This is a genomic window from Paenibacillus sp. RU5M (genome assembly GCF_900221055.1).
Lineage (GTDB): Bacteria > Bacillota > Bacilli > Paenibacillales > Paenibacillaceae > Paenibacillus > Paenibacillus marchantiae.
Window position 1 is genome coordinate 1,149,119 of sequence record NZ_OBQM01000001.1, and the last position, 25,280, is coordinate 1,174,398.

Below are 25,280 nucleotides of genomic sequence, written 5' to 3' on the forward strand. Positions count from 1 at the left end.
GGGAGGAAATACAAATGGATTTAGGATTAAAGGATAAAATTGCACTAATAACAGGCGGTAGCAAAGGAATTGGACTAGAGACAGCAGTTGTTCTAGCATCGGAAGGCGCAAAGGTGGCAATCGTTGCCCGCAACGAAGAGGCGCTTCAAGCTGCGGCGAAACGTATTAAGCAAACGACAGGGACAGATGCACTGGTCATCTCTGCAGATATTTCAGTAGAAGCAGAGGTACGAGGTGTGGTAGAGCAGACTGTGCAGCATTTCGGTGGATTGGATATTTTGATTAACAATGCTGGAACGGCTGCGGCTAATCCGTTTGAAGAGGTTAGCAGCGAAAGTTGGTATTCAGATCTGGATTTGAAATTGTTAGGAGCAGTCCACAGTTCTAAGGCAGCAGTATCTCATATGCGTCAAAGAGGTGGCGGTTCCATCCTTAATGTGACGGCGACTGTAGGGAAGACACCATCTGCATCATCTTTGCCAACATCAGTCAGTCGGGCGGCAGGACTTGCACTAACGAAGGCCATGAGCAAAGACCTCGCCAAGGACAATATTCGTGTTAACGCCGTGTGCATCGGTCTGATTCGTAGCGATCAGATTGAGCGGATGTGGAAGGCTTCAGCACCAGAGCAGAGTTGGGAGGAGTTCGCTTCTAACCCCATTCACGGTATCCCACTCAAGAGAATAGGTCAAACAGAAGAGGCGGCAAAAGTGATTGCTTTTCTTGTGTCGGGTGCAGCCTCCTATGTAACAGGAACTGCCGTGAACATAGATGGTGGTACATCCTCTGCATTATAAAAATGATATGTAGGGGTATATGTTAATAGTGTGACTCAATAACAAGCCCCAAATTGGGGCTTTTTTTCCTGAAAAATAATGGCAAGGGATAAGAGTTTGTACCGAATGCTGGAATCGATAAGAACATGGTGTCGATTAACGGGAAGAATAACGTAAGTAAGGGAGGTGAAAGTAGCTATGCGTAAAAAAGATAGGAACGTAACAGGTATTGTTTTGGCCGTAATTTACTGTGTTGTTCTTTTTGAGATTTTAATTGACGCACCCCCTGGTGAAGCTCCGAATAATCCGCCTTGGGCCTATGCAATGATTCCACTTGGAGCTGTTGCAATCACCTTTCTCTTTGATTATGTGATCAAGTTCGATTTCTTCAAAAAAAAGAAAGAGTGAAGGGAGTGTTATAAATGACTGGAACCGGTACGTACATGTGTCGGGGGAAAGGTAGATCCCTTTGAAAGTCGCAATTAGCGGCTTTTTTTGTTTTTACGGTACAAGTTCAATGGTTAATTCTGAGAATCGTCCAACAAGTCACCATTTTAAAGAAAGTACTAGAATTTCGAAGTGAGGGTAAGGGGCTACAAATAGATTGAACTTGGGGGTAAACAGTGTTACTCTAAAAGTCTGTGTTCGACAATATATTTAATAATAGTCACCATTTTAGTTGTAAAGAAAGGTAACACTATGATAAAAGTTGATAACTTATCCTTCTCATTTCCACAAAAGGAACTATATAATAACATTTCATTTACGTTTGAAGAGGCACAACATTGCGCTTTTATCGGAACAAGTGGCAGTGGGAAAAGTACACTGATAGATATACTGATGGATCCGGAAAGATATTTGTTCGATGGCAAGTTAGAGATAGACCCAACTTGCAGAATTGGGTATGTAAGTCAGTTCTTGCAAATCGAAAAAACGAAAGAAATGACCGTTTTTGAATATATCGGAGAAGAATTCATCAAGATGCAAGATGAAATCACAGCCATTTATGCGGAGATGGCTACCACGTCGGATATGGATTCGCTGCTGGAAAAGGTTCAATTGGCTTTGGATGCCTTCGAGGCAATGGATGGGGATAATTTCGAAAACACCATTAATAAGCAGCTAAACCTGGCCAACCTCATGAAGCTCAAGGATCTTAGTATATCCGATGTGAGTGGTGGGGAATTCAAACTTATTCAAGTGATGAAGGAAATGCTCAGTCGTCCAGACTTAATGATTATGGACGAACCCGATGTATTTTTAGACTTTGAAAACCTAAATGCGCTCAAAAAATTGATTAATTCCCACAAGGGAATGCTGCTAGTTGTGACACACAACCGATATCTATTGAATCATTGTTTCAACAAAATTATACACCTTGAAAACACGGAGATCCAAGAGTTTGATGGGCGGTATATCGATTATAACTTCTCGCTGCTTCAGACTAAGATCGAGCTGCAAGAAATTGCGGTTGCTGAAGCTGAAGAAATTGAGAGATACGATCACATCATCGACAATCTTAGAGAGATTGCCACGTATAATTCGGAAGCCTCCAGAGGCAGAGCGTTAAAAGCCAGAGTCAAGTTTCAAGAGAGATTGGAAGCACGTCGAATCAAAGAGCCATTTGTCGATATCAAGCAGCCGAATATCAGTTTTGGTATCGATAAGGAAATGGAAGACACCGTTGTGGTTAACGTTAATAATTATAGCGTTTCCTTTGACGAGTTGCTTTTGGAAAAAGTGAACTTCGAGATCAAATCGACAGATAAAGTAGCCCTGATCGGTCCGAACGGTACCGGGAAAACGACTTTACTCCGAGAAATCTTTAAAAATAATCAGGATTCCATTGAAATAAATGCTGAGGTTAATGTGGCTTATTTATCTCAGGTTCAAGGCGAAATGCTAAAAGATTCGAATACTATACTAAATGAATTCATAGATGCCGGGTTTCAAACTTATGATGAGATTAGATCGTATCTTTCAAACTATGGCTTTGAAGGAGAAATCCTGGATCAAAAGATCGAATCGTTATCTGGCGGAGAAAAAAATATGCTTCAGTTGGCTAAAGTTTCTGCCAGTCAAGCAAACTTACTGCTTCTTGATGAACCGACAAGCCATTTAGATATCTATACACAAATCGCATTGGAGAAAGCTATTGAGGACTACAAAGGTGCGATTCTCATGATTTCTCATGATTTCTATTCTGTTGTTAATGGTATGGATTATGTTTTAATTATTGAGGACAAGACGATTAGTAAAATGAGTATACTAGAATTTAGACAGATGATTTATGCGAGTCATTTTAATGAAGACTATCTAGAAATTGAACAAAAGAAAAAGTCTGTTGAAATGAAAATAGAATTGGCTTTAAAAGATACGAATTTTGAACTTGCAAAAGGTTTGGTCGATGAGCTAGAAGAGCTAATTAAGTTGCTTTAAAGTGAATTAGTCTTGAGTTCAACGATGAAACATGATGTTGGTTGAAAAGTATCCATAAAAAAGACACTGATGAATAAAATATCAGTGTCTTTTTTATTGCATTGATTTCTTGATAGCTCTTGTCGTAGTCAGTGGTTCACTTGGGGTGCTTTTATTTTAGAACAGTAGGTAATGATTCTTCCTTCCTATAAAGGACCATTGACTCTTCTCATTAATAGTTTGTTGCTATGAGGATGGAGTCCAACTTTCTGATCCGCATGAGTAACTTTAAGGAATAATTGTAATTCAGATAAGGATAATAAAAGTCGCCTCCATTAAAATAACGAGAATAATCGTTCAATGTTCTCTTCAAAGTTTTGTTGAATATTTACTTTTTTCGGAGCAATCCCATTATTCATGAGTTGCAGATGTCCAAGTACATAACTCAGAAATAATTGTTCATTTTGTTCAATCTTTGATTGATCTTTTGTAATGGCTTTAATAAGTTCAACTAAAATGTTATGCAAATGTTCCATTTGTTGCGAAACGGCTTCGGTATAGCTGAATTCAGCCAGTCCTCCAACCATTTCTGGGAATGTGAGTTTAGATTGTGAATATGAAATTACGCATAATGCGAATTTACGTAACGCGTCTTTTCCAGAGTACGCTAATAATTCATGGTAGATTAAGTCGACCAAGCCCTTTATGTAGATAGCTACAACTCCACTTTTTAAATCCTCCAAATTACTTACATACCGATATAACGACTGTGGCTGAATGGATAATGAACGGGCCAACCCGTTGTAGGTCAGCTTATCAAAGCCCAGTTCACTGCTGATTTTTAATCCTTGTTCAAGGACAAGTTCTCTTGATAAACTAATTCTCTTTGTCATAATTCCATCCTTTTTTGTTTGCTGACTTGACCAACTCATACCATGAGTATATAGTTCATGTCATGAGTTAGCAATAGTTTTCAAATACTTTTAAAGGAGCGATTTCCAATGAGCAGATTACAAGTTAATGGTGCCAATTTACATTATGAAACAGTGGGCCAAGGTCCTGTTCTCCTCTTTATTCCGGGAGCTAATGGCACTGGGGATATTTATACGGGCACCGCAAAATTTCTACAAAGCCGATATACTGTGGTAACATATGACCGCCGCGGCTACGGACAGAGTGAATTAACATCACCGTTGCCAGAAGATGCTCACAATCCACATAGCACGTACCGTCTTGAAACCGACGCTAATGATGTAGCTGCTTTGGCAAAACATCTAAGTGATGAACCTATATATATTTTAGGCAGCAGTTCAGGAGCAATTGTCGCAATGGAAACCTTGCAAGACCATGCTGATATTGTTAAAAAAATTGCATTCCATGAACCGCCTATTAACACATTTTTGGCTGATTCCGCAGAATGGGCAGCAATGAATGATAAAATAGTTGAAACTTTTCAAACAGAGGGAATGGCAGCAGCCATGAAACTATTCGCTGAAGCTATGCATACCGTTCCGATGGATACCCAGATGATGGCTAAGCCAGCAGTTTCGATTGAAAATGTTGATAATCCCGTGGTTAAAGGAATGGTTGATTGGTTCAAATATGAAATTCGCCAATATACTAGCCGTAAAATCGATATCAACAAGCTGACCGATCAAAAAGCTAAAATTGTCTTATTTAATGGAACAGATTCCGTTGGCTCCTTTCCTCAAGATGTAGTCAAAGACTTATCCGAGAAACTTGGTTTACCGATTCACTCCATCGCAGGCGCTCATTTAGGCTATGCTCAAAAGCCGCAGGAATTTGCTCACACTTTAGAAGAATTGTTTGTTTAATGTAAGAAGCGGTGAAAAGCTGTCAAAGTGAATTTGAGAGTAGAGCACTGAGAAGGATATGTTAAAAGGGGTTGATGAGCAATCATCCGTCCCTGGTTTAAGGCAAGCTGGCTGCATTCGAAGTTTCCCTACACAGCGTCAACTACGTGCCGATCATTGGCATATTAGTGTAGAGTTTCATATAATACTGTTCTTTTAAGTAACCAGTCGCCGTAATCCTACCGGCGGCTGGTTATTTAGTTTCGCAAGAATTCGACAATAGTCCTGATTCCTGGCGCTGTCGGTTAGTATTCACATTCCTTACGACCCATGATTAATGTCAAAATCAGATTCTCTGGGTGAATTATTTTTTTAAACCAGCTGCGAAGAAGGGACCATTAACCGAAATGGTTGTTAGGATACGAGCCATTTCAAGAGGAGATTCTTTTGTGCCACTTTCCAACCATTGTTGAAATACCCCTATAATCGCACTTCCGATATAAGCAGCTAAATATTGTCCTGGAACAAGGAAATCTTCTTCCTTTAAAAAAGCATTTGGATTGTTTCCATAGAGTGTTTCCCACATGAATTCTTTCAATCTGGTTTGAAATGTTAAATCTCCATTTGGACCTAACACGGCTTTCATAAATCCGCTATTTATATTTAAATACTCAAAAAATGAAATAGTAAAGGTAAATGGCATTAACGTTTCTGAATCAGTTTCAAGTGCGGAAATAACACTTGGGTAGCTTTCTTTCGTAAGTCTGGATAAATCAAGCATAATTTCCTCTTCGCATTTTGTCATTAAATCAAATTTGTCTTGATAGTGAGCATAAGGTCACAATATACGTCAATATTTTCCGACCGAATAAACCTGGGCAGTTTCCGGTGGTCATGAGCATGGATCCATATAATAAGGACGGTTTACCTCCATATGAAACTTTTCGTCAAGTCTGGCCGACAGTAGGTACGATCGTGACCTCTCTTTATGCACCATTTGAGTCACCTGATCCCGGTTTTTGGGTACCAAACGATTATGTATTGATTAAAATCGCAACGCGTGGCAGTTCCAATTCGGAAGGGGATCTCTATCCTTGGACGAAAACGGAAACTCAAGATTATTATGAAGTCATCGAATGGGCCGGCGTTCAGGAATGGAGCGATGGCAATGTGGGACTAAACGGGGTGTCCTATTTGGCCATGACCCAATGGCGGGTAGCCGCTATGAATCCGCCTCATCTGAAGGCGATTATTCCGTGGGAAGGGACTTCTGATCTCTACCGGGAATGGTACTTCCACGGTGGAATACCGGAGACGCTTTTCTCAGCTGATTTCGAGAAGTTGCAGCATACCCGGTGGCCAAATAACAACATAGAAGAAATGGTAGCGGAGCAAAAAGCGCATCCGTTACTCGATGAGCACTGGGAGGAAAGAGAAGTCCAATTGTCCAATATAAAGGTACCCATGTTTGTTTGCGCCAGCTGGTCCACCCAAGGTTTGCATAACCGCGGTACCTTTGAAGGATTTAAACAATCTCCATCCGAAGACAAGTGGCTGCTGGTTCATGGCCGCAAGGAATGGGAAACCTACTATTTGCGTGAATCGCTGGAACAGCAGAAGGAGTTCTTCGATTATTTCCTGAAAGGTATGGAGAATGAATCTTTTTGTCGGCATTAAGAAATTCGACAGACGGGGTAATGAAGTATTCTTGCCTGACTTCAACCATCTTGAAAACGGTCGGGTGGCTAGTGGATGGTTAAGAGTTTCCCATAGAGAGCTGGATCCTGTGAAATCTACGCCATATCAGCCTGTACTGAAGCACAAGAGATTATTGAAGCTTACTAAAGGTGAGATCGTGCCGGTAGAAATTGAAATATTGCCTTTAAGCGTCTTCCTCAAAAGTGGGGAAAGTCTGGTGCTGGTTATAAAAGGTAGCGATTTCATTATCGATGACAACCCAACAGGTTCAAGGGGTTATGGGCACACCGATACAGTGAACAAAGGAACTCATTCCATTTATGTCGGTGGAAAGTATGATTCATTCCTTTTGGTACCGGTGATTCCTTCGAAAGAGTAGTGAAAGCCCTGATTAATGAACCCATATTTATTTTGGGCAGAAGTTCTTGAAAAGAATCTATGTAGAAATGATTATCTTGAAAATTGAATATTCATTCTTTAAAGTTTGTTATAGTTCGCCTATCCTGATCCATATAAAATAGAAGCACCAACCATGAAAGCGTTTTATAAGTTGAAAGGCTATTAATGTAGTTGATTTTCACGAATGACTTATGCCAATTGACTTATAACGATTGCTTGCAGGTTGGAATCAGTGATGGAGGTGTATGATGAAAAGAAAGGCATGGTACACATTAATTATGTCAGGATTCGTTTCTTTATTCTTTTCCGTAAGCGCTTTCGCCGGGTATGTGTTCTGGGAGCCATTAAGTTACTTCAACCCGAGTACGTGGCAAAAAGCAGACGGTTACTCCAATGGTTCAATGTTCAATTGTACTTGGCGGGCTAACAATGTTAATTTTACGAGTGACGGTAAACTCAGACTCGGCTTAACAAGTTCTGCATACAACAAATTCGATTGCGGGGAATATCGATCAACCAACAATTATGGATATGGCTTGTACGAGGTGAGCATGAAGCCTGCGAAGAATACGGGAATCGTTTCTTCCTTCTTCACCTATACAGGGCCTGCAAATGGCACGCAGTGGGATGAAATTGATATTGAATTCCTGGGAAAAGATACTACGAAAGTCCAATTCAATTATTATACGAACGGAGTCGGCGGTCATGAGAAGATTATTAATCTTGGCTTTGATGCGTCCCAAGGCTTCCATACGTATGCTTTCGATTGGCAACCAGGTTATATCAAATGGTATGTGGACGGTGTGCTGAAACATACTGCAACGTCCAACATTCCCATTACACCCGGCAAAATCATGATGAACCTATGGAACGGAACTGGCGTTGACGACTGGCTTGGTCCATATAACGGGGCTAATCCGCTCTACGCTGAATACGATTGGGTGAAATATACGAGTAACTAGAATCACATGAAGAAGCAGCCGTTCGTCAGGCTGCTTTTTTTTGTATCTCAAGAGGATTGCATTTATACAAGATTCATATCCATTTTCCAATATCCTAAATTAATGCAATAAATGTTGCAATATTAGTATGGGCTTATACATCGATTATTCATTATGATGTACTCTGTAAACAACATTACATAGACAGGGGGAAACAAAGGTTGGACACTAGCAAAAAGAAACGAATAGGTAGTTTGGCGCTGGCAGGGATGTTCGCGTTGTCAGCCGTCCTGAGTGGATGCAGTAGCAGCGGGCCGAGCAAAGAAGCTGAGCCAAGTGCACCAAGTACTGCATTGGAATTGAAGGATGGAAAATATGATCCGCCAGTGAGCATCACATATTTGCGGCCGTGGGGACCAGATGTGAAGTTCAAGTCGGGAGAGGATCAGGACAACAACGTTCATACCCGATGGGCAAAAGACAAGCTGGGGATTGAACTGAAAAATCAGTGGGTATCTCCGTCCACCAATAACGCTTTTGAAACGAAGCTGCGTCTGTCGCTTGCTTCCAATGCAGAAATGCCAGACATTATTTCGTATCGCGGCGAGTTCAATCTGGTGCGTGAGTTGATCGAAACCGGCAAGTTTGTCGATGCCGGCGAATTATTTGATAAATATGCGAGCGATGCATGGAAATCAGCTGTGAATGAAGATCCTTCCGTGTGGTATCCTTACATGCAGGACGGTAAACGAATCGGTATTCCCATTCTGGATTATGCTTACAACGGAGACCCAGTCATGTGGGTTCGGGAAGACTGGATGAAGAAATTTAATCTGAAGGCACCCGAAACATTAAGTGATCTTGAGGTTATTATGGAAACGTTTACAAATAAAGACCCGGATGGAAACGGAAAAAAGGATACGTTCGGACTGACGATCGGATTCAAGAACTGGATAAATACTTGGATGTCTGATGCAGGCTGGATTTTTGGAGCTTATGGCACGATGCCGAATCAGTGGAACCTGACCGCAGACGGAAAGCTTGAATACGGCTCGGTGACGCCAGGCGCCAAAGAGGCTCTTGCTACATTGCAAGATTGGATGAGCAAGGGGTATATTCCTGAAGAAGCGGGCGTATATGATGAGACCAAGGCTGCTGAAGAGTTTACTGCAGGCAAAGCAGGTATCGTCGTGGGGCCTCACTGGATGCCGTCATGGCCGCTGGAGGACGTGAAGAAAAATTATCCTGAAGCTGAATACAAGGCGTATCCAATTCCGGCCGGACCTGAGGGCAAAGCAGGCAGACATGGTACATCTAATGGTAACGGCGTGATCCTGATTAACAAGGATATGAAGAACCCGGAAACATTTTTCACGTACCAAAATTATCTGTTTGATCATTATGCCAATCCGCCGGAGGGTGATGAATTCGAACATGGCTTCGCCGAAGGATATGATTGGGTAATGGTAGATGGTAAACCTTCTACGGATGCAAGCCTTACAGACGGTTATGCTCCTGAGAAATACACGTTGACCTTTGACGGAGCACGAATTCCGAATTTGAGCATGACAACGCTAGCGAAGCTTGCCGGCGGCGAAGAGGCCACGACGCCTTTCGAGAAAAAAATCAATTCTGGAGTACCGGCACCGATGCTGGAGGCAGCCAAGATTGTTTTGGATCAAAAGGACATTGTTTACAGCCAGATGTTCACTGGCGCTCCTACGATGACCATGCAGATGAACAATGATATTTTAGCCAAGATGGAGAAGGACATGTTTGCTCAAATTATCTATGGCAAAACTTCGATTGACGCAATTGACTCCTTTGTTGAGAAGTGGAAATCTTCTGGCGGGGATCAGATCACGCAGGAAGTGAACGAGTGGTATCAGTCTGTAACCAGCGGAAAATAAGAACGAATAAAACACCGCATTTTTGTAAACGCGCTAAACAAATTGAAGAGGCATTGCTGGAGAAGATCTCCGGCAATGCCTTTTTTGGAGATACGTCATGAAAAGCGGCTAAGATAGCAAATGGACGGAACGATGTTAGGTTCAGACGGGTAGATTCTCCCTGTAATCTTGCGGAGTAAGGTCATAGAACTTTTTGAAAACACGTATGAAATATGCAGTATTGTTATATCCGACAAGATCGGCTATTTCGAATACCTTCGCGCCTGACGTCCGCAAATAATAGGCCGCTTTTTCCATTCGTAATCGATATACATATGCTGTAAGGGCTTCTCCAGTCTCTGCCTTATAGACTTTGGATAAGTAAACAGGATGCAGGTGAACATGATCTGCAATCGCTGGCAAGGATACGTCTGAAGCCAGGTGCAGGTCCACAAAGCTTTTGACACTGCGGACGATGGTGCTGTGATTGTCCTTCAGCTCTTGTTCAGCATCTTCGCTTATGTAATGGAGTGTCCGGATGGACCAGTCTTTCAACTGCTGTGCGGTACCATAACTTGGTGCTTGAAAATACCGATATGTTTCAGCGGGCAGGAGGGTAGAGATCTGCTTCCCGTTTTTGTGGATTATATATGCAAAGGCCCCGGCTAAGGCATGGTACACTTCAATCGTCGTCTCCACGATATCATGATGCTCTCCCGAATGCAGCAGCTCTTCAAAAATCACCTCGATTTTCTGTTCCACATCGTCGAAACGTCCGGCTTCCAACAGACTAATGAGTGTTGGTGGCTTGTAGAGAGAACGGATTGCTGGCAGTGGATGGACATCCGTTTCATCCGAAGCCGTCACGAACAAACCTTGTGTTTGACCCATCCGCTTTCGCATGGACCTTACGGCACCCTCATATATTTCTCCAATTTCGTAAGGAAACTTGCCCCATCGGGAAACTGAGATGGAGATGGCGCCTTTCAAGTACAACTGCACGTTCGTTTGGATCTGGGCCGCATAATGCTCCAGCAGCGTTTGCGGCTTCTCATCCTTGTTAAAATTCTTGGCGCCGGAATGTTTGACGCTGACCAGGACGACAAGATAATCATGAACATCTCGTGTGTGCCAGATATGAAAATGATTATGCGTCACTTCGCTAATGATATTGCATATGGCATATTCCATTAATGAGAGGTCGCTGTGTGCCATTTCGGACAAGTATTCCTCCATACGTATGACCAGCATACCTAGATCTTCATCAATCGAGTAGGGTAGTTCCAGCAGCTCGAGCTTGTCTGCCAGCACTGCTGAGGAATAGGTTTTACCCGTCAGCAATTCATGAAGCATAGTGGATTGCAATAAAGGCAGGTTATCCTGAAAAGCATTTAATGCCCGTTGGTATGACGCCGCGGTTTCCCACTTTTTCTTGATCCGGTCCACGAGACGCTGCATGGTTTCGATCAGGTCTTCATCGCTCACCGGTTTCAGCAAATAATCAAAGCTTTCTTTTGCAATAGCCTGCTTCGCATATTCAAAATCGGCGTATCCTGACAAAAGGATGGTCTGCACATGCGGCCATCGTTCGTGGATTGCCGTAATAAGGGCGATACCAGACATCTCCGGCATACGTATGTCCGTAATTACGATATCTATGTCGTGATTCTCCATAATCTCCAGCGCTACATCACCAGATAACGCTTCGTGGACTACACTGATTCCGCAGCTTTCCCATGGAATGGTTTCGGCTAATGTCTCCACGACCGAACGTTCATCGTCGACTAATAAAATCTGTAACATAAGTGTCACCTACTCGTTGGTATTGTCGTGCCATGTGATGCTGACTTTCACTCCGCCCATGGTCGAATGCTCATAATTCAGACCTGCTCCTTCACCATACAGAAAATACAAACGTTGATGGACATTCCAGGTACCACAACCCATGTTTCCGTCGAGCGGTTTGTGAAGGTTGCTCCTCAATTGATCGAGTTGGTCATCGGTCATACCAAGACCACTGTCTTCGACCGTTATCGTATACATATCGTTCTTGTAAATTGCATGAATGCTGATCTCGCCGTCTTCTATTCGGGGCTCAATCCCGTGAATGATAGCGTTCTCAATAATGGGCTGGAGCGTCAACCTGGGCACGGTCCTATCTAAAATATCATGGGGCACGTCGATTGTAAAATGCATTCGTTCCAACCTTAGCGACTGGATCTCCAGATAGTTTTTGACCATCGTCAGTTCTTCCTTGATCGTTGCCTGATCATTCTCAGACCTTGTTATGTATCGATAATACTCGCCCAGATTCAGAGCCATGGCTACGACTGCTTTTTCATTTTTCATCCTGGCCATGTTCTTGATGTAGAAGAGGCAATTGTAGAGAAAATGCGGGTTAATCTGAGATTGAAGCTGTTTCAGCGTGGCTTCGCGACTCCTCAGTTTTTCTTCGTACACATTCTCAATCAACTCCTGGATTCGTTGTGCCATGATGTTGAATCGTGCAAACAACAGGCTGAATTCATTGCGTGAGGAATGATGCAGGCGAACGGAAAAGTCTCCGGTCGACAATCGATTCGTTCCTTTCACCAATTGAAGAAGTGGGAGTTGCACACTCCGATACAGCACATACAACACAACAACGCTCATGGCGATCAGAACAGCAATTGATGCGTAAAAAAGGTTACGGCTGCTCGTAATCGGTCTTAGGATCTGCTGCATAGGAACATAGTCTACATAGTACCATCTCAGACTGTCGGATTGAATATACGAGACATAGTATTCCGTTTGATTCATCTTGGTGGTGAATCCTCCTTTTGCCTGTAAATTCGCCTCTTGCAGCTTGAACTGAACAGCATTCAGGGTGTCCTTTCCGCTGCTGTTGGTGATTAAGCCGAACTCAGGATGAAACATGAAGGGATCACCTTTGTTGTTTAATTTGTTCTGATCCAGCATGGCAGTTAAGTGACGCACAGGGAAGCTGATTTTGGTAATTAATCTGGCCTTGCCCGGCTTGCCAATCGCTGTAGTTGGCTCCGTAGTATACCACTCAAACTGATTATGGGTATACGTCCATGACTTCGAGAGCGGTTCTGTAAATTCATCTTCCCTGTACGGGATGAATGCATAATAGTCCGTTGAAATCACTTTATGCAGACGCGGAAAATACAACGTGATAGTCGAATGCCATTTGCTGGCCGCGTTGTAGAGATTCATTTTTTCCAAAATGGCACTTCCGACTTTGACACGTTCATAGGGGACATCCTTGTAATCCGGGCGCTGGTACTCCTGAATGCTGGAATCCTGTCCGATAGACATTCCGTAGAGGGATAGTTGGTATATATTGGATTCTACAGAATCGGCAAAGGTTGACAAGTGATTCATGGTGTTGTTCTGAATCTCGTGTTTGATAACACGCACGCTTTCTCTGTTGGAGTATGTGTAGAGAAACAGAACCAGAATAAGCAGTATCACAAACAGCAGCGTAATTTTGGTAAAGACATTCAAGCGGGTGAGCAAAGTTCAACCTCCTCAACTCATTAAAATATTGTTATCGTTGTTGCAATATTAGGATATAGATTGCTAATGACCGTTGCTATAATTTTAATATACAAGTTCCTGGGACTTGTAAAATATAAATTTTTAGAACATGGGGGATGTTGGGGTGAAGGAACATACGATAGAAACGCCGAGCAAGCGGGGGGCCATCAAGGTAAAACAGCGCTGGAATATACAACGAAACTGGTCCTTGCATATGATGCTCGTTCCGGCGGTTTTGCTGGCCGTAGTATTTCAGTACATACCAATGGGCGGGATTGTTATCGCTTTCCAGGATTTCAAACCCTACCTTGGATTTTCAGAATCCAAATGGGTGGGTTGGGACAATTTTAAATATTTGTTTTTATATCCCGATGTCGGCCAAGTAATCTGGAACACCTTAATCATTGCTTTTTTCAAAATTGTCGCAGGATTGGTCGCACCATTTCTTTTCGCAATCTTGTTAAACGAAGTCCGTTTGGTCGCTTTTAAAAGAGTAAGCCAAACACTCGTTTATCTGCCTCACTTCCTCTCTTGGGTTATCTTGGGCGGGATTTTGCTTGATATCCTTTCTCCGCAAGGAGGCATGGTGAACAGGCTTATTGTTGCCCTGGGAGGGGACCCGATATTTTTCCTGGGGGATGGGACATGGTTTCGCATAACACTTATAATTAGTGATATTTGGAAAGAATTCGGCTTTGGAACAATCGTGTTTTTGGCCTCTCTCGCAGGAATCAATCCCTCACTGTATGAAGCAGCAGAAGTGGATGGAGCCAACCGGTTCAAGCAGACTCTGCATATTACCATTCCTGCGCTGATGCCGATCACCATAGTACTTATGACACTCTCCATCGGAAACATTCTGAATGCGGGATTCGATCAGGTGTTCAACCTGTACAATCCACTTGTTTATGACAAAGGAGACATTATCGATACCTTCGTATATCGACTCGGTATCCTGAACGGCAAGATGAGTTTTGCCACAGCGGTAGGGTTGTTCAAATCAGTGGTTGCAACCATTTTGATTATTATCTCATACCGACTCGCTTATAAACTGGCTAACTACCGAGTGTTCTAGAGAGGAGAAAAGGGCTTGTATTACAAAACAAAAGGGTATCGAATATTCAGTGTTGCCAATTATATTTTTCTCGGAGTGTTATCGCTGCTCTGCATATTACCTATCATTCATATTTTGGCTGTTTCGTTCAGCAGCATGGCACCGGCCTCTTCGAATCTGGTCAGCTTCTGGCCCATCGGGTTTACGACTGATGCCTATGTGAAGACGTTTGGCAATTCGAACTTTATCAACTCCTTGATGGTCTCGGTCAAACGTACTGTAATTGCTACCATTATCGGGATGGTCATTATGCTGATTACGGCCTTTCCGTTATCAAAGGAAGATATTAGTTTTAAGGGTCGTTCGATGTACACGTGGTTCTTTGTTTTCACGATTTTATTCAGCGGCGGTCTTATACCGAGTTATATTCTGATCCAGAAACTAGGTTTGATGGATACGATCTGGGCGCTTATTCTGCCGGGAGCATTGTCCGTGTGGAATGTCATACTCATGATGAACTTCTTTCGGGGGTTGCCAAAAGAATTGGAGGAGGCGGCCTATCTGGATGGCGCGGGTCATATCAAAACTCTGGTGTTGGTCTACATCCCGCTGTCCCTTCCGGCAATCGCCACACTGTCCTTGTTCACCATGGTGTATCAATGGAACTCCTGGTTCGACGGCATGATCTATATGTCGGATGTTAAAAATTATCCACTAGCTTCGCTGCTTCAGACGATTATCGTGCAACAAGACCTCAGTAAAATCAATGTGGACCCGTCCATGCTGGAGAACGTCTCCCAGCGTACGGTTCGCGCGGCACAGATCTTTATCGGCGCATTGCCTATTTTGCTGGTCTATCCATTTTTGCAACGCTTTTTCGTGAAAGGAATCGTCATTGGGGCAGTGAAAGAATAGCACTGACTGGCAATGACAATACGATGAAGGGGGAATACGATTGAAAAAGGGATTGGCATGTCTCGTAGCAGGAAGCATGATGGTTTCACTGATTTATCCGGCAATTGTCGGGGCAGAAAGCGCACAGCAGCAAGCGGAGGCGAAACATGTGCAGGCGAACAGCCTGCATTCCGCCGCTTATAAGGATCTGACGGGACACTGGGTAGAAACTGCCGTGGCGCGCATGCAAGATCTTGCTTTGACCAGTGGTTATGCGGACGGCACATTTAAGCCTAATGAAATCATCAGCCGGGCCGAGTTTGTGGTGATGCTGGACCGAGTATTCGGATTTGCAGGCGGTCCACGATCAGCATCTTTTTCGGACGTTTATGAAGAGGACTGGTACTATGATGCATTAATGCGGGCAAATGGTTCGGGAATCATCCAGGGAACGGATGCAGCGCACCTGTCACCGCAACGACCGATCACCCGGCAAGACGCTGCTGTCATGGCGGATCGTGCGTTTCAGCTATCGACAGGCAAGGAAGATGAACGAGTAGTGTCAAGTTTTAAAGATGAGACAGATGTAGCAGGGTATGCCAGAAAAGCACTCAGTTATTTTATCAGCGAGAAAATTGTAAACGGATACAGTGGTAAACTTACTCCGCAGTCGAACATTACGCGAGCAGAAGCAGCAATGTTATTGTCCTCTATGATTGGGGATGTTATAAGCGCTCCGGGTACGTATGAATCCAAGGTCGAGGGTAATTTAATCGTTCGGTCTGCCGACGCGACGTTAAAGAACACAACCGTAAACGGTAACTTGTTACTAACTGAAGTCATTGGTGATGGTACCGTGGCGCTGGATGGTGTGACCGTCACCGGAAGCGTAATCGTGAAAGGCGGCGGAAGCCACTCTATTTATATCCGCAACTCCAAACTGAAGCGCGTCGTGGTCGACAATGCTTCCGTTCCAGTACACCTGGAGATTGCAGGAGGCAGTCAAGTTGAAGAGATGCTTGTCTTGCGTAAAGCAACGGTTGAACTTTCTTCCGACACCATCGTCGATGCGCTTACGATTTTGGACAAAGCTCGGCACACCCGCATTAATACAAAAGGCAAGATCAAGCTGCTGAAGGCGGATGCAACGGACGTACTCGTTAACGGAAAAAAAATCACTCCAGGGCAGCACACGATGATGACGCCTGAAATTGAGCAGACTGTGCCATCCAAACCATCAACGCCCGTCAATGGGTCGAATGATCCGATATCGTCGATACCGGGCGGACAGACGCCATCCGTTCCCGGAAATCCAGCAGGTGAAAAGCCGATTCCTGCAACGACAATTCCGAATGAACAATGGGAACTGGTTTGGAACGACGAATTCAGCGGGTCTTCCGTGGATGCTTCCAAATGGATCGTTGAGGATACCGGGCTCGTCTACAACAACGAATTGCAGTATTACAGCCCGAACAATACACGCGTCGTCAAGGATGGCGAACGAAACGTGTTGCAAATCGAGGCAAAACGGGAGTCGAAGAGCGGCAAAGAGTATACCTCGGGCAAATTGATGACGATGGGGAAAGGCGACTGGACATATGGCAAAGTGGTTGTGCGCGCCAAACTTCCTGTACAGAAAGGCATGTGGCCCGCAATCTGGATGATGCCTACGGAGGAAGCCCATTACGGAGGATGGCCGTCATCCGGAGAGATCGACATCATGGAGTTGATCGGCGGCAAAGAGGCCGAACACGAAGTATACAGCACACTCCACTATGATGCCGTGAAGGCTGACGGTTCACACGGTCATGATCAAGGGAAGTTTACATTGCCCGAAGGCAAGTCCTTTGCAGACGAATATCATGATTTTCAGGTAGAGTGGCTACCAGGTTTGACTCGCTTCTACGTTGACGGGAAACTGCATCATCAGGTGAATAACTGGCAGACGACAGCTGCGGGCCAGCCGGAGAGTTACACCTTCCCAGCACCGTTCGATCGTCCGTTCTATCTGATCCTGAACTTGGCGGTAGGCGGAGACTGGCCGGGATCACCAGAAAGCGAGTTTGTCTCAGAAAAGATGAATGTGGATTTCGTCCGGGTGTATTCGTACAAAAACCTGAACGAATGGCCGGACGTAACATCGAATCCGATCGAGCCTGAACGACAACGCGAACCTCAAGCGGATGGCAACCAGATCTATAATGAACGCTTTGCCGAAGGTTTGGGTGCTGATGGTGTGCCGAGCCAATGGAAATTCATCACGAATGCCAGCGGGGCTGGTAAGGTAGAGGTCGTTGAGGATGAACAGAAAGGTAAAGCTGCGAAAGTTACGATCACGCAGGCAGGAACCGAAAATTATTCCGTGCAACTAACGCAAATGCCGATCTACGTGAAGAAAAATAAAAAATATAAGGTGCAGTTTGATGCCAAGGCATCTGCAAACCGGGTAATACGATCCAAAGTGACTCAGTTTGAAAAAAGCTGGACGAACTATTCCGGTGAAAAATCTTTCTCCTTAACTACGGATTGGAACCCGTACGAATACACCTTCAATATGCGGGATGGAACGGATAACAATGCCAGATTCGAATTCAATTTGGGACTGAGTGACGCTTCCGTGACTGTGTCCAATGTCAGACTGATCGAAATTGGCGAAGCAGATCCACTGCCGATAGAACGAAAAGCGCTACCGGATGGCAATTACGTCTTCAACGGCACGTTTGATCAAGGCAAAAACCGTTTGGGATTCTGGTCCACTCAGATCCTGTCGGGTGCGGAAGCCCAGGTCTCCGTAAACAACTTCTTGAAATTCCCGATCATGGAAAGACAACTCGTGGTTGATGTTGCGCAAACCAATGGCCGGCCTGATCAAGTAGTTGTGGTTCAGCCGGACATGGAACTGGAAGCAGGCACGACCTATGGTTTCTCGTTCGACGCCAAGTCCGATGTGCCTCGCACAATGGACATCGACATGACCAGCAGCGATGGTCATGCCGTACAGGTTCATCAAGGACAGCAGATCCGGCTTGGGCAAGAGATGAAGAACTACACCGGTGAGATTGTGATCGGAGAGGGTACAGCTACAGCAATGTCCGAACTTCGTCTATTATTCGGCAGTTCCACGGGCAAGGTCTATGTAGACAATGTTCGCCTTACGAAACGTGGTAAACCTGTAACGATTCATGGGTACACGCACATTCCTGCAGTAGATGCCTGGATGATGCAAGGGTTACAAATAGAAAACTCCGATGAAGGTGGCAAACATGTCAGCTACATGGATGAAGGAGACTTGCTGCAATACAAGATCGATGTGACGAACGAAGGAGTTTACACTTTCTCCACGCGGTTAGCCAGCGCTAAGAGTGATTCAAAGGTTCGCTTCAGCGTCAAGGATGAACAAGGGACGACGATTGCAAGCGCCGATCTTCTTCTTGGAAACACGGGGGGCTGGCAAACTTACAAAACCGTGTATTTACCACCGGTTTCGCTGAAAGCGGGAAGCCAGTATTACGTAAATTTTGAAGGCAATGAGTACAATACACACTGGCTGGACATTTCACAGAATAAGTTAAAGAATGGCGAGCTGGCAGCAGATCGAACCTATTGGGAACTGACTCCTGCCGACCTCACGGCTTCGCATGAAGGTCAAACTGGTATCCGCATTGCCTTGCCAGTGACAACCGGAAATTGGTGGGATGCGTTATTGCAGCAAGGCCAACTTGCGCTGAATGCCGGAAAGACATACCGGCTGAGCTTCGAGGCTTCCGTATCCGATCCAAAATCAATGCAGGCCGTGATCTCGCAGAGCGGCGGAGAATTCGCCAAGTATATGGAAGAAACGGTGGAACTGACTGAGGAGAAGCAGCAGTATGCGTATACATTTACGATGGGAGGCACTTCCGATTCAGAGGCCGTGCTGGCCTTTGGATTGGGATATCCGTTGTCTAAACCGCATGACGTGTTGATCCAAAACGTGACCTTATTTGAAGTGAATCCAGGTGCTGATCAGGGCGGACAGCCGGTGTCTGTCAATCTGATTCCGAACGGCGACTTTGCGAAAGGAAGCGAAGGCTGGTTCACACATGTAGACGGCAATCCTGCAGATCTCGCAATTAGTGTTGCGAATCAACAGTTGCTAGCTCGAATCGGCCAAGTAGGGAGCAATCCATGGGATCGACAGGTCATTAATGAAGGGTTTGGCGTTCAGCAAGGTTATACCTACAAACTTACCTTCAAAGCCAAAGCGGATAAGGCGCGAAAACTGGGCTTAGGCATCGGCTGGGTCGACGTTCCCGCCAACTATGCTTGGCACGGTTTTTTTGGAGAGCGAGTGGACCTGTCCACAGAGGAACAAGAGTATTCCTACAAGTTCGAAGCTACCGAACCAAGCTATGCGAATACTCGAATTGTTTTTGACATGGGCAACATTTCCGGGACGGAAGACAGTGATACGACAATTACATTGTCTGATGTCACCCTGATCAACCTGGGGCCAGCCATGTAACCCAATGCTTAAAATAGAGTAATGCTTGGATGCTTTCCCCAAAGTAGCCCACTTGACTGGAGGAGTGTTGAATGGAGATTATTCAGAGCTAAAGACAGTAAACCAATGTATAAACATTTCTTAGAAGGCCTTCAAAGGATGGGAGGGAAATTTAACCCCTGGCTGTTACATTGAGCCACTTCGTCCAGAGCAGATATGTTTTTAGAGCTTTTACGACTGATGCTTACTTGTTTCAAAGAGAAGTGCGCGGGTTGTCGCCTGACGAAATTCTGGAACGGCTCTGTGTAACCTTTCTTGGGGAGATATATTTGAGGGGTTAATATAGAAGGGATTTTGTTTTATAAGTCACTTTGCAAGATGGTCACATTAACACTTAGTGGTACTTGAAAAGGAAATTTTATTCTTTCGCCATTCCATATTCTTTTTTCTTCTGAATAACTACTATTGTATTAGAGTTTGGCTTGCTATTTGCTCATGCTCGCGTTCCACATGAATTAGAACCTGTGCATGATGAAACACTTTTTTAATGGACTGCTCAATTTCATCAGAGTCGATGTGAAGCATTTAGATCCATGTTAGATGGGACTACAAGGTGAAAATCAATATTTTCTTCTGGACCGGATTGCCGGGTACGAAAATCGTGAATTTCAATGAAATCTTTCTCGAACAAATGAATAATACTTAAGATTCCTTCTTCTTCCGTTTCAGACAATCGAGCATCGATTAATGGCGGGAAAGTTTGATTCATCAATTTAAAAGCTTCCCACATGATGTAGAAAGCCAGAATAATTCCGATAATAGGGTCTAGTATGTGCCACCCGTTTATCGTAACCAGTAGCAAACTAAAATCCGACTCCTACCGAAGTGAAAACAGTATGGTATTTATTATGTTAAGAAAAAACATGTATACTTCTACAAAGCAACTTTCTAGATCAGTGGTTATTCATTCATAGATGAAAAACTCATTGTAAAAATGTATGATAATCCGACATGCCAAGATTTTTTATTATTGCAGCAAAGATAGGCCAAACTTTTAATCAATACAGCGAAGAAATGAAGAAAGAGACAGTTCGTTTGAGAGTGGAAGAAGTTTGGGTTTTGAAATACTCAAATAACAATTTAACAAGGAGTTGAGCTTATTGTGAGTAAACAATATCAAAGGTTACTTGAGGGAAAATTATATAAAACGGACGATCAGATCCAAGAGATGAAAAATAAAGGGCGGTATCTGTCTAGATTATTTAATCAAACCTCAGAAGAGGAAAGTTCACTAAGAAAGGACTTAATTAAAGATCTATTTGGTAGAATAGGTGAGAATTATACAGTAAAGCCACCCTTTTATTGTAGTCATGGGTCCCATATTAATGTAGGAAACAATTTTTTCTGTAATTTCAATTGTATTTTCTTGGATCTTAATACGATTGATATAGGAAATAACGTATTCATTGGTCCAAGAGTTAGCATTTACACTGCTCTTCATCCCATTGATAAAGAAGTAAGGAATACAGGATTAGAATATGCCTTACCCGTAGTCATAGAGGATGATGTTTGGATAGCGGGAGATGTCGTAATTAATCCAGGAGTAACAATTGGCAAGGGGAGTATTGTTGGTTCTGGTTCTGTTGTTACCAAAAATATTCCTGAAAATGTTATCGCTCTTGGTAATCCCTGTAGAGTTCATAGAACAATCACAGACTCAGATAAAGAATACTGGGATATAATGTTAGCGGAGTACAAGAAGAGTGTAGAATAAAATAGCGAAGCAATCTTCATATAAAAGTTCAAGATTTTCGCGAGACAAGAACATTGTTCCTTTCAAAGTCGCTAAAATAGCGGCTTTTTTCGTTTTAAAGAACCAAATCCTTGTTATCTAAAGCTTATAAGTTCTGACATTAATTTAACGGTAGTTAAAACAGTCAATAATCAATCAGAATTGATTATTTCTACGCAAATCGTTAACATAGGATTCGATGTCTTGAAGGTAAAAGACATAAGTAATCAGAGAGACGGGGATTATAATGAATAACGCAAAAATTTTGATCATTGAAGATGACGCACCCATTGCGGACTTACTCTCATATGGACTATCCTTGGAAGGGTTTCAAACGCGAATTGCGACAAATGGAGCAGCAGGAATGAGTGAAATACGTTGGTTTCAACCTGATTTATTGCTTCTAGATTGGATGCTGCCTGATCAAAGTGGGCTAGATATATGTAAAAATGTCACCTCAGAGTTTAATATACCAATCTTCATGATTACTGCAAAGTCGGATATTACTGATAAAGTTCTTGGCCTTGAATTTGGAGCGGATGATTACATTACCAAACCTTTTGATCTTCGTGAGGTAGTAGCCCGGATCCGGACCATTCTTCGTCGCGTTGAGCAAGCAAATTACGGAGTTAAAAACGATTCAGATGAAGGATTAATTCACTTTCAGGATGTTAAAATAAATGCTAATGAACGGGATGTGAAAAAAAACAATCAATCTGTTGATTTAACTCCTAAAGAATATGATCTGCTCATGATACTGGTCAGGAATCCAGGGAGAACCTTTACGCGTTCCGAATTGCTTGACGTGGTATGGGGATATCATTTTGCAGGGGATACCCGTACAGTCGATACACATATCCAGCGCCTTCGTAAAAAACTTGAAGCCATGGAATATATCGTGACTGTATTTGGGATCGGATACAAGTTCAAGAAGACAGGTGATTAAGCTTGATACGTAAAATCAGCCTCAAATTTCTGCTCGGATTTCTATTAATTTTCTCCTTTTCTTTTGTCATATTGAATCAAACGGTGAAGGAGTTCATTCGAACAAGCAATCAAAGTTTGATTACGACCGAGTTGGTAGGGCTTAAAAACAACAGCAACGTTTACGTCCGTCAAGCGTTCCTGATTAATCACTTTTCAAATAATGAACTGTATTTCGGAGAGATGGCCGAGGAACTGGGAAAAAACCTGAAGCATGCCAGCGGAAACAGCGTTGGCGTATATACTGTGCAGGGCGAATTACTATATGCTTCGGATAAGTCAACGTTTACTCTGCTGGAGAAAAACGATTTGGAAGAAGCAATTGACGGCAAGACAGCATTTACCATTCGTTCCGGTGAGAACCAAACATCTGTATTGTTTTCGTATCCTGTGGTCATTGATGGGTCCAAAGTTGGCATTTTGCGATTTTCCAAAGATTTTACTCTAATGTTCCAACAAAGTAATCGAATTCTGGATATTACGCTCTACATTACGTTGGCGATTTTTGCAGCAGCCTTTCTCTTTTCATACATTCTATCCAGACATATCACGCTTCCGCTTGGTAAACTTACCCAAGCATCGTCCGAGGTGAAAAATGGGAATCTGGATATTCGCATCCGATTTAAACGCAAGGACGAAATTGGCCGGCTCGCCGAAAATTTCAATGATATGGTTTATCAAATCAGTCAGCAGATTAACATCATCCGAAAGGATCGAGATCAACTCATAGAACTGCATGAGCAGGAAAAACGTTTCTTCGACAACATTACTCATGAACTCAAAACCCCTTTAACGTCAATCTTAGGGTATGCCGAGTTAATCAAAGCCAACGGAGAGCGTGACCCAAAGTTTTTTGAAAAAGGCACCAATCACATCATCGAAGAGAGCAAGCGTCTACATACGATGGTATTGAAGCTCCTAGAGGTTTCGCGGCGTCAGGCGTATGAACTGGAAAAAGTTGAAGCGGGATCTGTACTTCGGGCTGTTTGTGATTCGATGGTTATTCGTGCGCAGCGCTATAAAAAAACAATTACATTCAATCTTGAGAACGAATTATATGTGATGGCACAGAAAGACAGAATGCGTCAACTCTTCATTAATCTGCTGGACAATGCAATCAAATATAGTTTGGACTTCTCGGAAATAGTGGTAAAAGGTCTTCATGTGGACGGGAAAGTCCGTTTTATTATTTACAATCCAAGTGATCCAATCGATGCCGAACAGCTCTCTAAGCTGTTTGAACCATTCTATCTGGCTCATCCCAAGGATTCAGAAGAGGGCAGTATCGGGCTGGGGTTAAGTATCGTTAAATCTATTGTGGATGAAATGGAAGGTTCAATTTCCATCGTCAGCCAGGATAACCATACCACAGTTACTGTAGAATTTAACCGTTTAAAATCGGCAAAGGAGAGGAACAGTCATGACTAAATGTGGTGGACGGGGGTTAATCATGATTGTTCTGTTTTTCCTTCTGATGTCAGGCTGCAGCACCGGATTACAAAGCGAAACCATTGTTATAAACGACAACGAAGAGATTGATCAAGCGCCTCAGGACTCAAGTCCGGTTCAAGTCAAAAATATCTATCGCTTGTCAGATGAAAATGCTGATACGGGGTATTGGATGGGCTGGACCTCAACCGACTCGCTTGTTGGTGCATTCAGGACTGCAGGCTCGCCTGAAAGTTTCTTGCTTAAACGATTGGCCCATCCGTATGAACAAAGTGAAAACATGACGGAGATCAAAATAAATAATACCCGAATGGCGCTTTCGCCGGACGGTAACCATGTGGCTGATATTCGCATGACGAGAACCGTTGCAAGTTTGAAATTACTTTCCATAAAGGATGGGAAAGAGACGGAAATCGATACATTCAACTCGAAAGGTCAGAAGTACTTGCAGGACATGTCCTGGTCTGACAACAGCCAATATATAAGTTATCTGATCTTGGACGCCGCTGAAAGAGAAAAAAACAGCCTGCGGATCTATGACACGAAATCTAGGGTAACCAAATCTTACGCACTAAATGAATTCAAAGAGGGTGAAACGCTTCTTGGCGTTCAAGTATCCAATGATGGCCGCAGTGGATTAATTACGCTGTATGATTCCAATCATTCGGGCAAGAAAACCATTGTACTTGGCAAACTGATAGATGGTCACTTTGAGCCCAAGTACAAACGCCAAATTGGAGAAAATCAGATGACCTGGATCGGGAATGATCAGTTTTCTTTTCTGGGAAGTGACAGCACGTTGTACGAATACGATCTGCGAAACGGTGAGCTCTCCGTTATTCTGGAAGGAGTGACTGTATTTGAATTCTCTCCAGACAAAAAATTTATTGCATACTCGCTGCAAGATGAAGATGTTGTTTATGTCGGCAAAATGCAAGGAAGAAATGTGCTGTACAATGAGCCCGTTTACCATGGTATTGTACCGATGAATATGAAATGGAATTCGGAAAATACAAGTTTATTTCTTCAAGGGCCCAAGATATTTGCGAATCTGAAAACCATTCAAAATGATTCCACAGAGGGCCCTTCATTCATTATCGAATTCGAATAGCATCACTCCATTCAAAAACCCTTAATACGGACCAT

Annotated in this window: 18 protein-coding genes and 1 pseudogene; 14 read left to right on the forward strand and 5 right to left on the reverse strand. The window is 43.4% G+C overall.

The annotated features are described in order from the left end of the window. Positions 1–14 precede the first annotated feature (14 nt). From CRO25_RS05215 to CRO25_RS05225, 3 genes are all read left to right on the forward strand, one after another. Complete coding sequence (locus CRO25_RS05215; protein ID WP_079693691.1) at positions 15–797, forward strand: SDR family NAD(P)-dependent oxidoreductase; 783 nt, start codon at positions 15–17, stop codon at positions 795–797. A 177-nt stretch (positions 798–974) separates the two neighbouring features. Further along, positions 975–1,184 (forward strand): hypothetical protein, encoded by a 210-nt coding sequence (locus CRO25_RS05220; protein WP_063563765.1) that lies wholly within the window; start codon positions 975–977, stop codon positions 1,182–1,184. Between the two features lie 291 nt (positions 1,185–1,475). After that, positions 1,476–3,215, forward strand: coding sequence for an ABC-F family ATP-binding cassette domain-containing protein (locus CRO25_RS05225; RefSeq protein ID WP_079693690.1), 1,740 nt, complete (start codon positions 1,476–1,478; stop codon positions 3,213–3,215). A 314-nt stretch (positions 3,216–3,529) separates the two neighbouring features. Here CRO25_RS05225 and CRO25_RS05230 read toward each other — a convergent pair whose 3' ends face one another. Beyond that, positions 3,530–4,126, reverse strand: coding sequence for a TetR/AcrR family transcriptional regulator (locus CRO25_RS05230; protein WP_143813178.1), 597 nt, complete (start codon positions 4,124–4,126; stop codon positions 3,530–3,532). A gap of 69 nt (positions 4,127–4,195) precedes the next feature. On the opposite strand from CRO25_RS05230, the gene CRO25_RS05235 reads away from it, so the two are divergent. Then, positions 4,196–5,029 carry an alpha/beta fold hydrolase gene (locus CRO25_RS05235; RefSeq protein WP_079693689.1) on the forward strand — a complete coding sequence of 278 codons (834 nt, stop codon included), beginning with the start codon at positions 4,196–4,198 and terminating at the stop codon, positions 5,027–5,029. 343 nt (positions 5,030–5,372) lie between these two features. Here CRO25_RS05235 and CRO25_RS05240 read toward each other — a convergent pair whose 3' ends face one another. Next, positions 5,373–5,789, reverse strand: a complete 417-nt coding sequence (locus tag CRO25_RS05240) for a TetR-like C-terminal domain-containing protein (protein WP_256863534.1) — start codon at positions 5,787–5,789, stop codon at positions 5,373–5,375. A gap of 62 nt (positions 5,790–5,851) precedes the next feature. Between CRO25_RS05240 and CRO25_RS05245 the strand changes: the two are divergent. The 3 genes and pseudogenes from CRO25_RS05245 to CRO25_RS05255 all read left to right on the forward strand — a co-directional run. Beyond that, a pseudogene (locus tag CRO25_RS05245) lies at positions 5,852–7,085 on the forward strand (CocE/NonD family hydrolase); the annotation flags it as partial. A 268-nt stretch (positions 7,086–7,353) separates the two neighbouring features. Further along, the gene (locus CRO25_RS05250; RefSeq protein ID WP_063563771.1) at positions 7,354–8,067 is read left to right on the forward strand and encodes a glycoside hydrolase family 16 protein; all 714 of its coding nucleotides are present in this window, start codon (positions 7,354–7,356) and stop codon (positions 8,065–8,067) included. A gap of 200 nt (positions 8,068–8,267) precedes the next feature. Continuing rightward, complete coding sequence (locus CRO25_RS05255) at positions 8,268–9,956, forward strand: extracellular solute-binding protein (protein WP_079693687.1); 1,689 nt, start codon at positions 8,268–8,270, stop codon at positions 9,954–9,956. Between the two features lie 141 nt (positions 9,957–10,097). Here CRO25_RS05255 and CRO25_RS05260 read toward each other — a convergent pair whose 3' ends face one another. Then, positions 10,098–11,738, reverse strand: a complete 1,641-nt coding sequence (locus CRO25_RS05260) for a response regulator (RefSeq protein WP_079693686.1) — start codon at positions 11,736–11,738, stop codon at positions 10,098–10,100. Positions 11,739–11,747: 9 nt separating this feature from the next. Next, entirely contained in the window at positions 11,748–13,457 is a 1,710-nt protein-coding gene (locus CRO25_RS05265; protein WP_079693685.1) for a sensor histidine kinase, read from the reverse strand. Between the two features lie 130 nt (positions 13,458–13,587). On the opposite strand from CRO25_RS05265, the gene CRO25_RS05270 reads away from it, so the two are divergent. From CRO25_RS05270 to CRO25_RS05280, 3 genes are read left to right on the forward strand one after another with little or no spacing between them, the layout of a single operon-like run. Next, positions 13,588–14,553: a sugar ABC transporter permease gene (locus tag CRO25_RS05270; RefSeq protein WP_079693684.1), complete on the forward strand. Its 966-nt coding sequence runs from the start codon at positions 13,588–13,590 to the stop codon at positions 14,551–14,553. A 15-nt stretch (positions 14,554–14,568) separates the two neighbouring features. Further along, positions 14,569–15,447: a carbohydrate ABC transporter permease gene (locus tag CRO25_RS05275; protein WP_063563774.1), complete on the forward strand. Its 879-nt coding sequence runs from the start codon at positions 14,569–14,571 to the stop codon at positions 15,445–15,447. A 40-nt stretch (positions 15,448–15,487) separates the two neighbouring features. Beyond that, the gene (locus tag CRO25_RS05280) at positions 15,488–19,930 is read left to right on the forward strand and encodes a carbohydrate binding domain-containing protein (RefSeq protein ID WP_079693683.1); all 4,443 of its coding nucleotides are present in this window, start codon (positions 15,488–15,490) and stop codon (positions 19,928–19,930) included. Positions 19,931–20,474: 544 nt separating this feature from the next. On the opposite strand, the gene CRO25_RS34245 is transcribed toward CRO25_RS05280, so the two are convergent. Continuing rightward, a complete protein-coding gene (locus CRO25_RS34245; RefSeq protein ID WP_372828748.1) occupies positions 20,475–20,678 on the reverse strand; it encodes a cation transporter dimerization domain-containing protein in 204 nt (67 codons plus the stop codon). Positions 20,679–21,071: 393 nt separating this feature from the next. Between CRO25_RS34245 and CRO25_RS05290 the strand changes: the two genes are divergently transcribed. From CRO25_RS05290 to CRO25_RS05305, 4 genes are all read left to right on the forward strand, one after another. Further along, the gene (locus tag CRO25_RS05290) at positions 21,072–21,683 is read left to right on the forward strand and encodes a sugar O-acetyltransferase (protein WP_218670765.1); all 612 of its coding nucleotides are present in this window, start codon (positions 21,072–21,074) and stop codon (positions 21,681–21,683) included. Positions 21,684–21,948: 265 nt separating this feature from the next. Next, positions 21,949–22,647 (forward strand): response regulator transcription factor, encoded by a 699-nt coding sequence (locus CRO25_RS05295; RefSeq protein WP_079693682.1) that lies wholly within the window; start codon positions 21,949–21,951, stop codon positions 22,645–22,647. Positions 22,648–22,649: 2 nt separating this feature from the next. Beyond that, a complete protein-coding gene (locus CRO25_RS05300; protein WP_079693681.1) occupies positions 22,650–24,113 on the forward strand; it encodes a HAMP domain-containing sensor histidine kinase in 1,464 nt (487 codons plus the stop codon). Continuing rightward, entirely contained in the window at positions 24,106–25,245 is a 1,140-nt protein-coding gene (locus CRO25_RS05305; RefSeq protein WP_079693680.1) for a hypothetical protein, read from the forward strand. The genes CRO25_RS05300 and CRO25_RS05305 overlap by 8 nt, the downstream gene beginning before the upstream one ends. Positions 25,246–25,280: the final 35 nt, after the last annotated feature.

Excerpts from the sequence above, each read along its gene's own strand:
- CRO25_RS05215 (WP_079693691.1), top strand. The coding sequence starts at position 15 with ATGGATTTAGGATTAAAGGATAAAATTGCACTAATAACAGGCGGTAGC.
- CRO25_RS05220 (WP_063563765.1), top strand. The coding sequence starts at position 975 with ATGCGTAAAAAAGATAGGAACGTAACAGGTATTGTTTTGGCCGTAATT.
- CRO25_RS05225 (WP_079693690.1), top strand. The coding sequence starts at position 1,476 with ATGATAAAAGTTGATAACTTATCCTTCTCATTTCCACAAAAGGAACTA.
- CRO25_RS05230 (WP_143813178.1), bottom strand. The coding sequence starts at position 4,126 with ATGAGTTGGTCAAGTCAGCAAACAAAAAAGGATGGAATTATGACAAAG.
- CRO25_RS05235 (WP_079693689.1), top strand. The coding sequence starts at position 4,196 with ATGAGCAGATTACAAGTTAATGGTGCCAATTTACATTATGAAACAGTG.
- CRO25_RS05240 (WP_256863534.1), bottom strand. The coding sequence starts at position 5,789 with ATGCTTGATTTATCCAGACTTACGAAAGAAAGCTACCCAAGTGTTATT.
- CRO25_RS05250 (WP_063563771.1), top strand. The coding sequence starts at position 7,354 with ATGAAAAGAAAGGCATGGTACACATTAATTATGTCAGGATTCGTTTCT.
- CRO25_RS05260 (WP_079693686.1), bottom strand. The coding sequence starts at position 11,738 with ATGTTACAGATTTTATTAGTCGACGATGAACGTTCGGTCGTGGAGACA.
- CRO25_RS05270 (WP_079693684.1), top strand. The coding sequence starts at position 13,588 with ATGGGGGATGTTGGGGTGAAGGAACATACGATAGAAACGCCGAGCAAG.
- CRO25_RS34245 (WP_372828748.1), bottom strand. The coding sequence starts at position 20,678 with ATGAATCAAACTTTCCCGCCATTAATCGATGCTCGATTGTCTGAAACG.
- CRO25_RS05295 (WP_079693682.1), top strand. The coding sequence starts at position 21,949 with ATGAATAACGCAAAAATTTTGATCATTGAAGATGACGCACCCATTGCG.
- CRO25_RS05305 (WP_079693680.1), top strand. The coding sequence starts at position 24,106 with ATGACTAAATGTGGTGGACGGGGGTTAATCATGATTGTTCTGTTTTTC.